This is a genomic window from Klenkia soli (assembly GCF_900103975.1).
Taxonomy (GTDB): Bacteria; Actinomycetota; Actinomycetes; order Mycobacteriales; family Geodermatophilaceae; genus Klenkia; species Klenkia soli.
Window position 1 is genome coordinate 303,901 of sequence record NZ_FNIR01000006.1, and the last position, 11,671, is coordinate 315,571.

Annotated in this window: 14 protein-coding genes, 1 tRNA gene and 1 pseudogene; 5 read left to right on the forward strand and 11 right to left on the reverse strand. The window is 74.4% G+C overall.

Annotated features, from left to right (window positions below; genetic code table 11):
- Window positions 1-39: 39 nt before the first annotated feature.
- Together BLS67_RS11670 and BLS67_RS11675 are read right to left on the reverse strand one after the other, a co-directional pair.
- Complete coding sequence (locus BLS67_RS11670) at window positions 40-2,226, reverse strand: MMPL family transporter (RefSeq protein ID WP_091244924.1); 2,187 nt, start codon at window positions 2,224-2,226, stop codon at window positions 40-42.
- 5 nt (window positions 2,227-2,231) lie between these two features.
- Entirely contained in the window at window positions 2,232-2,828 is a 597-nt protein-coding gene (locus BLS67_RS11675; protein ID WP_091244927.1) for a TetR/AcrR family transcriptional regulator, read from the reverse strand.
- Window positions 2,829-3,012: 184 nt separating this feature from the next.
- Between BLS67_RS11675 and BLS67_RS11680 the strand changes: the two genes are divergently transcribed.
- On the forward strand, window positions 3,013-3,279 hold the full coding sequence (locus BLS67_RS11680) for a hypothetical protein (RefSeq protein WP_423221503.1): 267 nt from the start codon (window positions 3,013-3,015) through the stop codon (window positions 3,277-3,279).
- Here BLS67_RS11680 and BLS67_RS11685 read toward each other — a convergent pair.
- Both BLS67_RS11685 and BLS67_RS11690 read right to left on the reverse strand, forming a co-directional pair.
- The gene (locus BLS67_RS11685) at window positions 3,276-4,178 is read right to left on the reverse strand and encodes an NADP-dependent oxidoreductase (RefSeq protein ID WP_091244933.1); all 903 of its coding nucleotides are present in this window, start codon (window positions 4,176-4,178) and stop codon (window positions 3,276-3,278) included. The two genes, BLS67_RS11680 and BLS67_RS11685, sit on opposite strands and share 4 nt — an antisense overlap.
- A gap of 5 nt (window positions 4,179-4,183) precedes the next feature.
- Window positions 4,184-5,389, reverse strand: coding sequence for an acyl-CoA dehydrogenase family protein (locus BLS67_RS11690; protein WP_242654007.1), 1,206 nt, complete (start codon window positions 5,387-5,389; stop codon window positions 4,184-4,186).
- A 28-nt stretch (window positions 5,390-5,417) separates the two neighbouring features.
- On the opposite strand from BLS67_RS11690, the gene BLS67_RS11695 reads away from it, so the two are divergent.
- Complete coding sequence (locus BLS67_RS11695; RefSeq protein ID WP_091244937.1) at window positions 5,418-6,527, forward strand: glycerate kinase; 1,110 nt, start codon at window positions 5,418-5,420, stop codon at window positions 6,525-6,527.
- Here the strand turns inward: BLS67_RS11695 and BLS67_RS11700 are convergent.
- From BLS67_RS11700 to BLS67_RS11715, 4 genes are all read right to left on the reverse strand, one after another.
- Window positions 6,520-7,125, reverse strand: coding sequence for a GyrI-like domain-containing protein (locus tag BLS67_RS11700; RefSeq protein WP_207500503.1), 606 nt, complete (start codon window positions 7,123-7,125; stop codon window positions 6,520-6,522). The two genes, BLS67_RS11695 and BLS67_RS11700, sit on opposite strands and share 8 nt — an antisense overlap.
- Entirely contained in the window at window positions 7,122-7,496 is a 375-nt protein-coding gene (locus tag BLS67_RS11705) for a VOC family protein (RefSeq protein ID WP_091244940.1), read from the reverse strand. Before BLS67_RS11705 ends, BLS67_RS11700 begins: the two co-directional genes overlap by 4 nt.
- A 90-nt stretch (window positions 7,497-7,586) precedes the next feature.
- On the reverse strand, window positions 7,587-8,087 hold the full coding sequence (locus tag BLS67_RS11710; RefSeq protein ID WP_091244941.1) for a mycothiol transferase: 501 nt from the start codon (window positions 8,085-8,087) through the stop codon (window positions 7,587-7,589).
- A gap of 31 nt (window positions 8,088-8,118) precedes the next feature.
- Window positions 8,119-9,234: a serine/threonine-protein kinase gene (locus tag BLS67_RS11715; protein WP_091244943.1), complete on the reverse strand. Its 1,116-nt coding sequence runs from the start codon at window positions 9,232-9,234 to the stop codon at window positions 8,119-8,121.
- 151 nt (window positions 9,235-9,385) lie between these two features.
- On the opposite strand from BLS67_RS11715, the gene BLS67_RS11720 reads away from it, so the two are divergent.
- Window positions 9,386-9,910: a gamma carbonic anhydrase family protein gene (locus BLS67_RS11720; RefSeq protein ID WP_091244945.1), complete on the forward strand. Its 525-nt coding sequence runs from the start codon at window positions 9,386-9,388 to the stop codon at window positions 9,908-9,910.
- A gap of 3 nt (window positions 9,911-9,913) precedes the next feature.
- Window positions 9,914-10,306, forward strand: coding sequence for a hypothetical protein (locus tag BLS67_RS11725; protein ID WP_091244947.1), 393 nt, complete (start codon window positions 9,914-9,916; stop codon window positions 10,304-10,306).
- A gap of 6 nt (window positions 10,307-10,312) precedes the next feature.
- On the opposite strand, the gene BLS67_RS11730 is transcribed toward BLS67_RS11725, so the two are convergent.
- Window positions 10,313-10,780, reverse strand: a complete 468-nt coding sequence (locus tag BLS67_RS11730) for a DUF2505 family protein (protein WP_165617553.1) — start codon at window positions 10,778-10,780, stop codon at window positions 10,313-10,315.
- A gap of 102 nt (window positions 10,781-10,882) precedes the next feature.
- Between BLS67_RS11730 and BLS67_RS11735 the strand changes: the two genes are divergently transcribed.
- Window positions 10,883-11,278 (forward strand): hypothetical protein, encoded by a 396-nt coding sequence (locus BLS67_RS11735; protein ID WP_091244952.1) that lies wholly within the window; start codon window positions 10,883-10,885, stop codon window positions 11,276-11,278.
- 39 nt (window positions 11,279-11,317) lie between these two features.
- Here BLS67_RS11735 and BLS67_RS11740 read toward each other — a convergent pair.
- A tRNA-Ile gene (locus tag BLS67_RS11740) sits at window positions 11,318-11,391 on the reverse strand.
- A gap of 40 nt (window positions 11,392-11,431) precedes the next feature.
- Window positions 11,432-11,671: pseudogene (locus tag BLS67_RS11745) on the reverse strand (TerC family protein); the annotation flags it as partial.

The window sequence follows — 11,671 nt, forward strand, 5'->3', positions numbered from 1 at the left end:
CGGGGACTGCAACATTGCAGTCCCCGCATCTTCAGCGTGTCAGCGTCCGGCGCCCACCAGTTCGGGTTCGTCGTCCCGGGGGGTCGACCTCTCCAGCGCGGCGCCCTCGACGTCGAGCACCGGCAGCCAGCCCAGCCAGCGCGGCAGCCACCAGGCCCGCTCGCCCAGCAGGGCCAGCGCGGCGGGCACCAGCACCATGCGGACGACGAAGGCGTCGAACAGCACCCCGATGGCCAGCGCGAAGCCGATCGACTTGATCGTGGCGTCGCCGGCCGGCACGAACCCGGCGAAGACGCTGAACATGATCAGCGCGGCGGCGAACACCACCGGTGCGGCCGAGCGGAACCCGCTGCGGATCGCCGCGGTGGGGGCCGCCCCGTGGGCGTGCGCCTCGTGCATCCGCGACACCAGGAAGACCTGGTAGTCCATGGCCAGCCCGAAGAGGATCCCGATGACCAGGATCGGGGTCAGGCTGATCAGCGGGCCGGAGCTCTCGAGGTTGACCAGGTCGCCCAGCCAGCCCCACTGGAACACCGCCACGGTGGCGCCGAGCGAGGCGCCGATGGTGAGCAGGAAGCCCAGCACGCCGACCAGCGGCACCAGCAGCGACCGGAACACCAGCACGAGGAGGACCAGCGCCAGGCCGACGACCAGGGCCAGGTAGACCGGCAGGGCGCTGTTCAGCGACGAGGCGACGTCCACGCTGACCGCAGTCTGCCCGGTGACCGAGGCGGTCGCGCCGTCGAGGTCGGCCAGCTGGGCACGCAGGTCCTCGACCAGCTGCTCGGTGGCCGCGCTGGTCGGCCCGGAGCCGGGGACGACGGTGAGCAGCGCGGCGTCGCCGGCGGCGTTCGGGATCGCCGGGGTGACGGTGACGACGTCGTCCAGGCCCTGGATGCCCGGCGTGGCCGCCGTCGCCACGGTGGCGGCGTCGGCGCCCTCGAACAGCACGGTGATCGGGCCGTTGACACCGGCCCCGAACCCGTCGGCCAGCAGCTGCTGGGCGCGCTCCTGGGTGCTGTCGGCCGGCGGGGTCTGGATCAGCGTGGTGCGCATCGAGGCCACGGGCACGGCGATGACGCCCAGGGCGACGACCGCTGCCAGCAGGGCGACCACCCGGTGCCTGGTGACGCCGGCGGCCCAGCGCCCGAACAGGCCGGTCGCGGGGGCGGCGTCGTCGACGGCGGCCACCGGCGGCAGGTCGCGCTGCTTCGTCGGCAGCGCCCGGCGGCCCAGGAAGGAGAGCACCGCCGGCACCAGGGTCAGCGCCACCAGCACGGCGACCACGATCGTGGCGCCGGCCGCGATGCCCATCTGGGTGAGGAACGGGATGCCGGCGACGAACAGCCCGACCAGGGCGATCACCACGGTGAGCCCGGCGGTCACCACCGCGGAGCCCGCCGTCCCGACCGCGGTGGCGATCGCGGCGGGGACGTCCGCGCCGCGCAGGAGCTCCTGCCGGTAGCGGTTGATGATGAACAGCGCGTAGTCGATGCCGACCGCCAGGCCGAGCATCGCGGCCAGGATGGACGTGGTCGAGGACAGCTCGAGGAACCCGGTGGCGATGGTGATGCCGAGGACGCCGATGCCCACGCCGACGGCGGCGGTGAGCAGGTTCATCCCGGCGACGACCAGCGAGCCGTAGGTCAGCGCGAGCACCAGGACGGCGACGACGACGCCGGCGATCTCGCCGATGCCGCCGACCTCGGGAGCGGCCTCGAGGGCCTGGCCCGCGACCTCCACGGTCAGCCCGGAGTCGCGGGCGTCGGCCACCGCGGCGAGGAGGGCGTCCTGCTCGGCCGGGGTCACCTCGCCGGGGCCGACGCCGTAGGTGACCGTGCTGTAGCCGGTGGTGAGGTCCTGGTTGACCGACGGGGCGGCCGGGTCCAGCGGGTTCGTCGCCGACGCGACGCCGGGCAGCGCGCCCAGGTCGGTCACCAGGGTCTGCAGCTCGGCGGCCTGGTCGGGGTCGGCGAGCGTGGTGCCGTCGGGGGCGCGGACGACGACCTGGGCGCTGGCGCCGGAGTCGGTGGCGCCGAACTCCTGCGAGATCCGGTCGAGGGCGACCGTGGACTCCTGGCCCGGGATGGAGAACGACGTCGTCGTCTCCCCGGCCAGGGTGGCGGCGCCGACCCCGCCGGCGACCAGGACGGCCAACCAGACGAGGACGACGGTCAGGCGGCGGCGGTGGGCGAGCGCGCCCAGCCGGGACAGCAGTGCAGCCATGGGGGTCAGGCCTCCGGGTCGGTGGTGCGGGTGGGCTGGGCGCCCGGACGGCCGTGGCCGAGCGCGTCGAGGCAGGTGGCGACCACGTGGGGACGCCAGGTCGTGACGGTGTCGTGCTCGGTGGCGGCCAGGGAGAGGACGGCGAGGGCGCCCAGGGCCCCGAGCACCCGGACGGTGCGGACGGGGTCGTCGGCGAGGCTGTCGGGGGTCAGCCCGAACGCGCGCAGGGCGGCGTCGCCGGCCGTGGTCGCGCACTCGGGGACGGGCTCCTCGGCGGCGGGGGACAGCAGCAGCGCGACCAGGCCGGGGTGGGCGAAGGCGATCTCGACGAGGACCTCGACGGTGGCGCGGTCGCGGTCGGCGCCCTCGGGCACCCGGTCGCGGACGGCCAGCACCTGGTCGGCCAGGCCGTCGGCGCGCGCGGTGACCGCGGCGTGCAGGGCGTCCTTGCTCGGGTAGTGGTGCAGCAGGCCGGCCTTCGACAGGCCGACGGCGTCGGCGATCTCCTGCACGGATGTCTTGCCGTAGCCGCGACGGGCGAACAGGCCGGCCGCGCGGTCGAGGATGTCGCCGTCCCCGTGCGGCCGTGGTGTGCGGGTCACGGGAGCACGCTAACCGAGTACCGACCAATCTGGTCGGTAAACCGACCAGATTGGTCGGTGACCTCACCCACACGGCGGAGCGGTGACGATCCGGTTGCCCGCGGTCGCGACGACGCCGGATCGGTGTGGTGTGCAACCGTCCCGACCTGTGAACCGCTGGCGGCTACCTGTGACCGGGGGCACAATGGGGCCCGTGGACAGCTATGCCGTCGGGTACGCCCGACCAGACCGGTGGTCGCGTCAGCGGCCCGAGGACACCGTCTCCTCCTCCTGGCACGCCGTCGAGGCGCACCGCCCGCCCGCCGAGCTCGACGGCGAGGTGGAGCTCGCCGTGTGCGGCGCGATCGTGCAGGTCTGGGGCGCCCACCGGTGGGACCGCGTGGGCGCGCGCGAGACCGCCTGCGAGGAGTGCAAGCGGTCCACCACGCACCAGCTCAGCCGCGCGGGCTAGCCCCGCGGGAGCACCACCAGCTTGCCGCGCACGTGGCCGGCCTGGCTCTCCCGGTACGCGTCGGCCGCCTGCTCCAGGGTGAAGGTGCCGGCCACCGGGGTGGTCAGCGTCCCCTGCGCCAGCAGCTCGCCGACCTGGCGCAGGGCGGGCCCCCGCTCGCCGCCGCCGGTGCTGACGTGCGCGCCGAGCTCGGAGGCGCCGAAGTCGGCGATGGTGACCACGCGGCCCGGGTCACCGGTCAGCTCGATCAGGTCGGCCACCGAGCCCTTGCCGGCGGTGTCCAGTGCGGCGTCGACGCCGTCCGGTGCGATCTCGCGCACCCGCTCGACCAGGCCGGCGCCGTACGCCGTGGGGATCGCGCCCAACGACCGCACGAAGTCCTCGTTGGCGGCGCCGCACGTGCCGATGACCTGCGCGCCGCGGTGGACGCCGAGCTGCACCGCCACCAGCCCCACGCCGCCCGCCGCGCCGTCGACGAGCAGGGCGTCGCCGCTGCCGACCCGGATCAGGTCCAGCGTGCGCACGGCGGTCTCCCCGGTGACCACCAGGCCGCCGGCCACCTCCCACGGCGAGCTCGCCGGCCGCGGCGCCCAGGTGCCGAGGACGGCGAACTCCGCCAGGCTGCCCGCGACGGCGAAGCCGAAGACCTCGTCACCGATCTGCACCCCGGGCACGCCCTCGCCCACCTCGTCGACGACGCCGGCCGCGTCGATGCCGGGCACCCGCGGGCCGGACAGCTCGCCGCCCATCATGCCGCCGAAGATCTTCCAGTCGACCGGGTTCAGCCCGGCGGCGTGGACGGCGATCCGGACCTGCCCGGGGCCGGCGTGCGGCTCCGGTAGGTCGGACACGGCGAGGACCTCGGGTCCCCCGAACTCGGTGTAGGTGACTGCGCGCACGGTCCTCAGTCCTTCCGCGGACGACGTCCGGTGATGGCCGACAGCCCGGTGACCTCGCGGCCGACGATGAGCGCCTGCACGTGGTCGGTGCCCTCGAAGGTGTAGATCGCCTCGATGTCGGCGTGGTGCCGGGCGATGTGGTGCTCGAGCAGGATGCCGTCGCCGCCGAAGAGGTCGCGGGCGTCGGCGATGATCGTGCGGGCCTTCTTGCAGCAGTTCATCTTCGCCAGCGACGCCATGGCCGCGGTCATCCGGCCCTGGTCGGCCAGCGTGGACAGCCGCCAGCACATGAGCTGCATGAGGGTGATCTCGGCCAGCATGCGGGCGAGCTTCTCCTGCACCAGCTGGTAGCCGGCGATCGGCGAGCCGAACTGCTCGCGCTGCAGGGTGTGCGCCAGCGCCAGCTCGTAGGCCGACTGCGCGACGCCGAGCGCGCGCCAGGCGACGGTGTACCGGGTGCGGTCGAGCACCTGGGAGACGTCCTTGAAGTTGTGGCAGTTCGCGAGCTTGTTCTCGCTCCCCACCCGCACGTCCTCCAGCGTGATCTCGGCCTGCCAGACCGCCCGCAGCGCCGTCTTGCCGGTCATCACCGTGGCGGTGAACCCCGGCGTGCCCTTCTCGACGACGTAGCCGCCGACGTTGCCCTCCTCGTCGCGGGCCCAGATCAGCACGATGTCGGCGATCGAGCCGTTGCCGATCCACTTCTTCGCCCCGTTGAGCACGAAGCCGTCGCCGTCGCGGGTGGCCGTCGTCCCCAGGGCGACGGCGTCCGAGCCGTGGTCGGGCTCGGTCAGGCCGAAAGCGCCGATGGTCTCCATTCGCGCCATGCCCGGCAGCCAGCGCTCCTTCTGCTCCTCGCTGCCCAGCAGGTCGATCGACTGCATGGCCAGGAAGGAGTGCACGCCGTGGAAGGTGCCCATCGAGCCGTCGGCCCGGGCCCACTCGGCCGCGACCAGCCCGGCGGCCACGGCGCTCATGCCGGCCGACCCGTGGCCCTTGACCGTGCCGCCGGCGATGCCGAGGTCGGCCAGCTTGGGCACCAGGTGCGCGGGGAACTCCGCGCGCTCCCAGTAGTCGTTGATGATCGGCGTGACCTCGGCGGCGCAGAAGGCGCGCACGCGGTCGCGGATCTCCAGGTCACCGGGGTCGATGAGGTCGTCGACGGCGTAGAAGTCGGTGGCGGGGGCGAGGGGGTCGGCGGCGGTGCTCACGGGATCGGACGGTAGGCCGGAGTCCGGCATGCTGCCCGTCGTGCGCATCGTGATCGCCCCCGACAAGTTCAAGGGCACCCTGGACGCCGACGGCGTGGCCGCCGCGATCGCCGCCGGCGTCGCCCGGGTGCACCCCGCTGCCGAGCTCCTGCTGCGCCCGATCGCCGACGGCGGCGACGGGACGGTGGCGGCGGCGCTCCGGGCGGGCTGGACGCCGCTCGCCGTCCGGGTGTCCGGGCCGGACGGCGCCCCGCGCGAAGCGGTCCTCGCCGTGGACGGCGACACCGCGCTGGTCGAGCTGGCCACCGCCGCCGGGCTGCACCTGGCGCCGCCCGCCCCGCTGACCGCGTCGACCCGCGGGGTGGGGGAGCTGCTGCTGGCCGGCCTGGACGCCGGTGTGCGACGCCTCGTGGTCGGGATCGGCGGCAGCGCCACCACCGACGCGGGCACCGGGATGCTGGCCGCGCTGGGTGTCCGGTTCCTGGACGCGTCCGGCGCCGAGCTGCCGCCCGGCGGTGCTGCGCTGGCCCGCCTCGACCGGATCGACGCCACCGGGCTCGACCCGCGGCTGGCCGGCGTCCCGGTGCTCATCGCGACCGACGTCGACGCCCCGCTGACGGGGCCGACCGGGGCGGCGCACGTGTTCGGGCCGCAGAAGGGGGCGACCCCCGCCCAGGTCGACGAGCTCGACACCGCGCTCGCCCGGTTCGCCGCCGTGGTGCGGCGCGACCTCGGGGTCGAGGTGGACGACGTGCCCGGCGCCGGGGGAGCGGGCGGGACCGCGGCCGGCGCGCTGGCCCTGCTGGGTGCCGAGATCACCTCGGGTGCGGACCTGGTCTGCGACCTGGTCGGGCTGGACGCCGCGCTGGCCGGTGCCGACCTGGTGATCACCGGCGAGGGCGCGCTCGACGCCCAGACGCTCACCGGCAAGGGCCCGGCTGTCGTGGCCCGCCGCGCCGCGGCCGCCGGGGTGCGCTGCCTCGGTCTCGCGGGCGTCGTCCTGCTGGCCGCCGACGACCTCGCAGGAGCCGGGTTCGCAGGCGCGCACGGGCTGACCGACGTCGAACCCGACGTCGCGGTCTGCCGCGCCGAACCCGCCCGCCTGCTCGCCGACCTGGCCGAGCGGGTGATCAGCTGATCGGCTGGCGGAGGATCGTGCGCTGCTTCTCGGGTGCCGTGCGGCGGGGGTCGGTCAGGTAGACCTCGTGGTGCTTCCCGGTGGGGACGAACCCGGCGCCGGGCAGGACCTCGTGGTGCAGCCGGTGCAGCACGGGGCCCTCGTCGTCGAACGGTCCGACGTGCAGGGTCTGCATGCACCGCCCCTCCGCCAGCTGCTGGAGCCGGACGTCGTCCAGCCGTGGTGGAGCCTTCCGACGGGTGTGCTCGACGGCGGCCGCGACGTCGTCGGCACCGAGCCAGTCGGGCACCAGGAGCAGCAGGGTCCACTCCCACACGGCCTTGTCGCGGCGCCGGGTGAAGGCGTCCATGTCCTGCGCCCACCACAGGCCCTCCAGCGGTGGGACGACGTAGTCGCGCCCGGCGTCCTTGCTGGCGAACTTGAGCGCGTACGCCACCGGGTAGAGCGCCTGGACGGCGACGGCGAACGCCGCGGTGTTCGGGTCGCCGTGCCCGTCGACCGCCAGGTAGGCCCGGTCGGGGACGGTCAGCATGCGGAACTCGCCGCGGTGCGCGCGGTAGGCGTCGTCGTCCTTGAGGTCGACCTTGGCCGCGGTCACCGCAGCGGCTCCCCGACGTCGATGCGGTTGCCGTCGGGGTCGCAGAACACGAATCCGCGCAGGCCGTGGTCGGCGTCGCGCAGGCCCTTCACGATGCGCACGCCGTGGGCCACGAGGTGGTCGTGCAGCTCGGCCGCCCCCTCGACCAGGAGGTGCGCCACGTTGTGCGTGCCCGCCGGGCGGTCGCGGACCAGCGTCAGGTGGAGCTCGGCGCCCTCGCGCCGCAGGATCACGAACCCGACGGGGTCACCGTTGGTGAAGGAGACGGTCATGCCGAGGACGTCGACGTAGAACGCCACCGCCCGGTCGACGTCCCTGACCGGGATCCCCGGGGCCGTCCGACCGAAGACGATGCCTGATGTCGACTGCACGACGCGTTCCTCGCGATCACGTGGTCGGTCGAGGCGGTGCTCGACGCTGACGTCAGCGGCGCGGTGGCCAGTGCGGGGGAGGCTAGCGGATCAGGTGATCAGCCCGCGGACGTAGGCGGCCTGGCCGGCGTGCTGGAGGTCGTCGGTGATGACGCTGACCAACCGGACGCCGAGGGTGACCGGGGGGTCCCAGCGCTCGTCGACGACGCGCTCGAGGTCGTCGTCGGACAACGTGGCCAGGTACTCCTTCGTCTTCGAGCTGACCGCGTGGTGGTAGCCGGTGAGCAGCTCGGCGTCGGCGTGCACCTTCGCGGCGTCCTCGGCGGACATGCCGTAGCCGTGCGCCGCGTCGGGGAAGGGGAGGTCGAACCGCCGGGCCCAGCCGTCGGCCGTGTACACCTGCTCGTGGCCCGCGACGTCCGCGACGTGGTCGTCCTGCACGCGGGTGAGGTGCCAGACCAGCCAGGCGATGGAGTTGGTGCCGGCGCGCGGTGCCTGGGCCAGCTGGTCGGGGGTCAGGCCGTCGACGGCGGCGTCGACGACCCCGGCGATGTTGTCGAAGGCGGCGCTGAGCAGTTGGTCGGTACGCATGCGCGCGGGCCTACCCGGGACCGCGGGCCGGTCAACCGCCGAGCAACTGCCCGCCCTCGGCCACCAGCCAGATGCCGCCCGCGACGACGGCGGCCGCCAGCAGCACCAGCAGCAGGGTGGGGACGACGACCCACCGCCGCTTGAACCGGAACCGCGGGCGCGGGGGCGTGGGCGTCGAGGCCGGCCGGTCGGTGAGCGCCCGCAGGATCTCCTTCGCGTCGTGGGCACGGCGGCGCAGGTCGGCGGCGTCGAACCGCTGCACCTGGATGCCGGCGTCCACCGGCCGGGGCCGGGGCGCCGGCGGCGGGGCGGGCGCCGGGGCCGCGGCGGTGGGGGAGTGGAGCACGCCGTCGAAGGCCACCCGGGCCTGGCCGGGGGTGGGGCGCTGCTGCGGGTCGCGGGCGAGCATCGCCACCAGCACCGGCTGCAGCGGTCCGGCGTGCACCATCGGCGCAGGGTGGTCGGATACCACGGCCAGCAGGGTGGCCATGGGGTCGCCGCGGTCGAAGGGCGGCCTGCCCTCGACCGCGGTGTAGAGGGTGGCGCCGACCGACCAGAGGTCGTCCTGCGGCTGGGGCTGCTGCCCGGTGGCCCGCTCGGGCGACATGTAGGACGGCGACCCCAGGACGGTGCCGGTCGCGGTCAGGCTCGAGTCGCCCGTGGTGGTGGCGATGCCGAAGTCGGTCAGGTGCGCCCGGCCGGCGTCGTCGACGAGCACGTTGTCCGGCTTGACGTCGCGGTGCACCACGCCCTCGCGGTGCGCGGCGGCGACGGCGTCCAGCAGGTCCAGGCCGAGGCGGGCGACGACGTCCACCCGCAGCGGGCCGTGCTCCTGGACGAGCTGGAGCAGGGTGCGGGAGCGGACGTGCTCCATCACCAGCCAGGGCTTGCCGTCCTCCTCCACGACGTCGTGGACGCGGGTGACCGCGGGGTGGTCGACCCGGCCGGCGGCGCGCGCCTCGCGGAGGGTGCGCTCGCAGAGGATCGCCCGCTCCGTCGGGCTGACCTGGGGGCCGAAGGTGATCTCCTTGACCGCCACCTCGCGGTCGAGGACCTGGTCGTGGGCCAGCCACACGACGCCCATGCCGCCGCGGCCGATCTCCTGGGTGATCCGGTACCGGCCGGCGACGGTGCGGCCGGTGCTCATTCGGGGTCGCTCTGCTCCTCCAGGTCGATCACCTGGTCCTCGGTCTCCTGCTCCAGGGCGATGTCGCGGGGCTGCGGCTCGTCGGACTGCGGTGTCGTCATGTCGACACGGTGCTACGGGACTCCGGGGTCTGCTGTGTGAAGCTGCGGGCATGCCGCTGTTCTCCTTCGAAGGCCGTTCCCCGCAGGTGCACCCCGACGCCTGGATCGCCCCGACCGCGACCCTGGTCGGGGACGTGACCGTCGAGGCGCACGCCTCGGTCTGGTACGGCGCGGTGCTGCGGGCCGACTTCGGCGCGATCGTCGTGCGCGAGGGCGCGAACGTGCAGGACGGCTCGGTGCTGCACGGCGGCGACGACCCGGTCACCGAGGTCGGCCCGGGCGCCACCATCGGCCACCTGTGCGTGGTGCACGGCTGCGTGATCGGCGCCGAGGCGCTGATCGGCAACGGGTCGACGGTGCAGGACGGCGCCCGGATCGGCCGGCGTGCGCTCATCGGCGCGGGCTCGCTGGTCCCGCCGGGCCTCGTCGTCCCGGACGAGGTGCTGGCGCTCGGCTCGCCGGCCCGCGTGAAGGGTCCGCTCTCGGCGGGCGCGGCGCAGTGGGTCGACGGCAACCCGTCGATCTACCAGGAGCTGGCCCGTCGCCACGCCCGCGGCGTCGAGCAGGTCGGCTGAGCGGTGGGCTCCCGACCGATGCGGTGGACCGCCCGTGTCCTCGCCGCGCTGCTGTTCGTCTGGATGGTCGTGCTGGTCGCGGTCGCGCCCGGCGCCCGGGAGTTCCGTGCCGACGAGGAGGTCGTCCCGGTGAGCTGCGCCGGCGTGGCCGAGGCCGGCTGGCCGTTCGGCACCTCGCCCGAGTGGGCCCGGGACGAGTCCGGTGGGCCGCTCACCGACTCCTACGCCGGTGGCGGGGTGGTCGAGCTGCCCTCGCGCGACACCCAGCAGTACATCGCCGACCGGTGCCAGGACCTGCGGGCCGCCCGCACGGGCCTGGCCGCCCTGCTCGCCGTGCCGACGGCGCTGCTGGTCGCGCTCTCGGTCACCGGGAGCAGGTCGGCCCGACCTCGGTGATCCAGCTCAGCCGAGGCGGGCGGCGAGGGTCGCCGCCTCCTTCCCCAGGACGACGACGGCGAGCTGGTCGACCGAGCCCTCGGCCTTGCGCCCGACGAACGGTGCGTCGACGTGCGAGCGGCCGGTGCTGCTGATCGTGCTGCCCGGGGTGATCCGGCGCTCGCCCTCCAGCCGCACGTCGCGGCCGAACAGGGTGGTGGTGACCAGCACGGTGCCGGTCGCGCTGTCGCCGTTCACCGTCCAGGTGCGGACGTCGGTGAGCTCCACCCGGTCGCCGACGAACCGGGCGAACGCCTCGGGGATGCCGGTCGTCGGGACGCTGTAGCGCGCGGTGGTCGTCGTCCCGTCGACCGTCACGTCCTTCACCTGGGCGCCGAGGTCGGCCAACGCGGCGCGGACGAACGACTCGTCGGTCAGGGTGTCGACGACGGCCTGCGGCGAGGCGTCGACGGTGGTCTCGTAGGTGAACGGCACACCCCCATGGTGCGGTCGCGCGCCCCGCAGGGCCGGGCGACGCTCGCCCGAGTAGTTGCGCGGTAACGTACCGGAACCACATCGGATACACGGGGGACTCACATGCGCCGCTCAGCTCTGCTCGCTCCTGCCCTGCTCCTCCTGGCCGCGTGCGGCGGCGCCGGGGGCACCGACGGCGGCGGCGACAAGGAAGTCGTCTACACCCTGGAGTCCGACGCCCCCACCATGCTCGCCACCTACGCCACGGCGACCAACGGTTCGATCGGCCAGCAGCAGGAGGCCGGCGTCCCCTCGCCGTGGACGGTCACCACGAGCGTGCCCGACGACCTGTTCAGCTCGAGCGCGCTGGTGCTCAACGGCAGCATGGAGCCCGTGCTCGACGGGTCCGTCCCGGACGGCACGACCATCACCTGCCGCATCACCGTCGACGGCGAGGTCGTCGCCGAGCAGACCTCGACCGGGCAGTACGTCAGCGCCACCTGCTCGTCGGCCGCCTAGCCGCCGAGGGGCCCCGGGTGGTCGAGCAGGCCGACCGAGTGGGGCGGGTGGGGCTCGAACCCACGACCCAGGGATTATGAGTCCCATGCTCTGACCGGCTGAGCTACCGCCCCGTGCGTCCGGTCAGCCTGCCACGACCGGACCCGGCGGCCGTCAGCTGCCCTCGGCGTCCTCCACCCGGGTGCCGGCGTCCTCGGGGGTCTGGCCGCGGGTCTTGAGCAGGGAGGCGACGGTGACGACGACCAGGACGCCGAGGATGACCGCCAGGGACAGCCAGGTGGGGATCTCGGGGACCGAGTCGATGGGCTGGCCGTCGTTGATGAAGGGCAGGGAGTTGTCGTGGACGGCTTCCAGGATCAGCTTGACCCCGATGAACCCCAGGATGATCGCCAG

What these genes read in the sequence shown, in the direction of transcription:
- BLS67_RS11670 (WP_091244924.1), bottom strand. Translation starts at nt 2,226, where the DNA reads ATGGCTGCACTGCTGTCCCGGCTGGGCGCGCTCGCCCACCGCCGCCGC.
- BLS67_RS11680 (WP_423221503.1), top strand. Translation starts at nt 3,013, where the DNA reads ATGGGGCCCGTGGACAGCTATGCCGTCGGGTACGCCCGACCAGACCGG.
- BLS67_RS11695 (WP_091244937.1), top strand. Translation starts at nt 5,418, where the DNA reads ATGCTGCCCGTCGTGCGCATCGTGATCGCCCCCGACAAGTTCAAGGGC.
- BLS67_RS11710 (WP_091244941.1), bottom strand. Translation starts at nt 8,087, where the DNA reads ATGCGTACCGACCAACTGCTCAGCGCCGCCTTCGACAACATCGCCGGG.
- BLS67_RS11715 (WP_091244943.1), bottom strand. Translation starts at nt 9,234, where the DNA reads ATGAGCACCGGCCGCACCGTCGCCGGCCGGTACCGGATCACCCAGGAG.
- BLS67_RS11720 (WP_091244945.1), top strand. Translation starts at nt 9,386, where the DNA reads ATGCCGCTGTTCTCCTTCGAAGGCCGTTCCCCGCAGGTGCACCCCGAC.
- BLS67_RS11735 (WP_091244952.1), top strand. Translation starts at nt 10,883, where the DNA reads ATGCGCCGCTCAGCTCTGCTCGCTCCTGCCCTGCTCCTCCTGGCCGCG.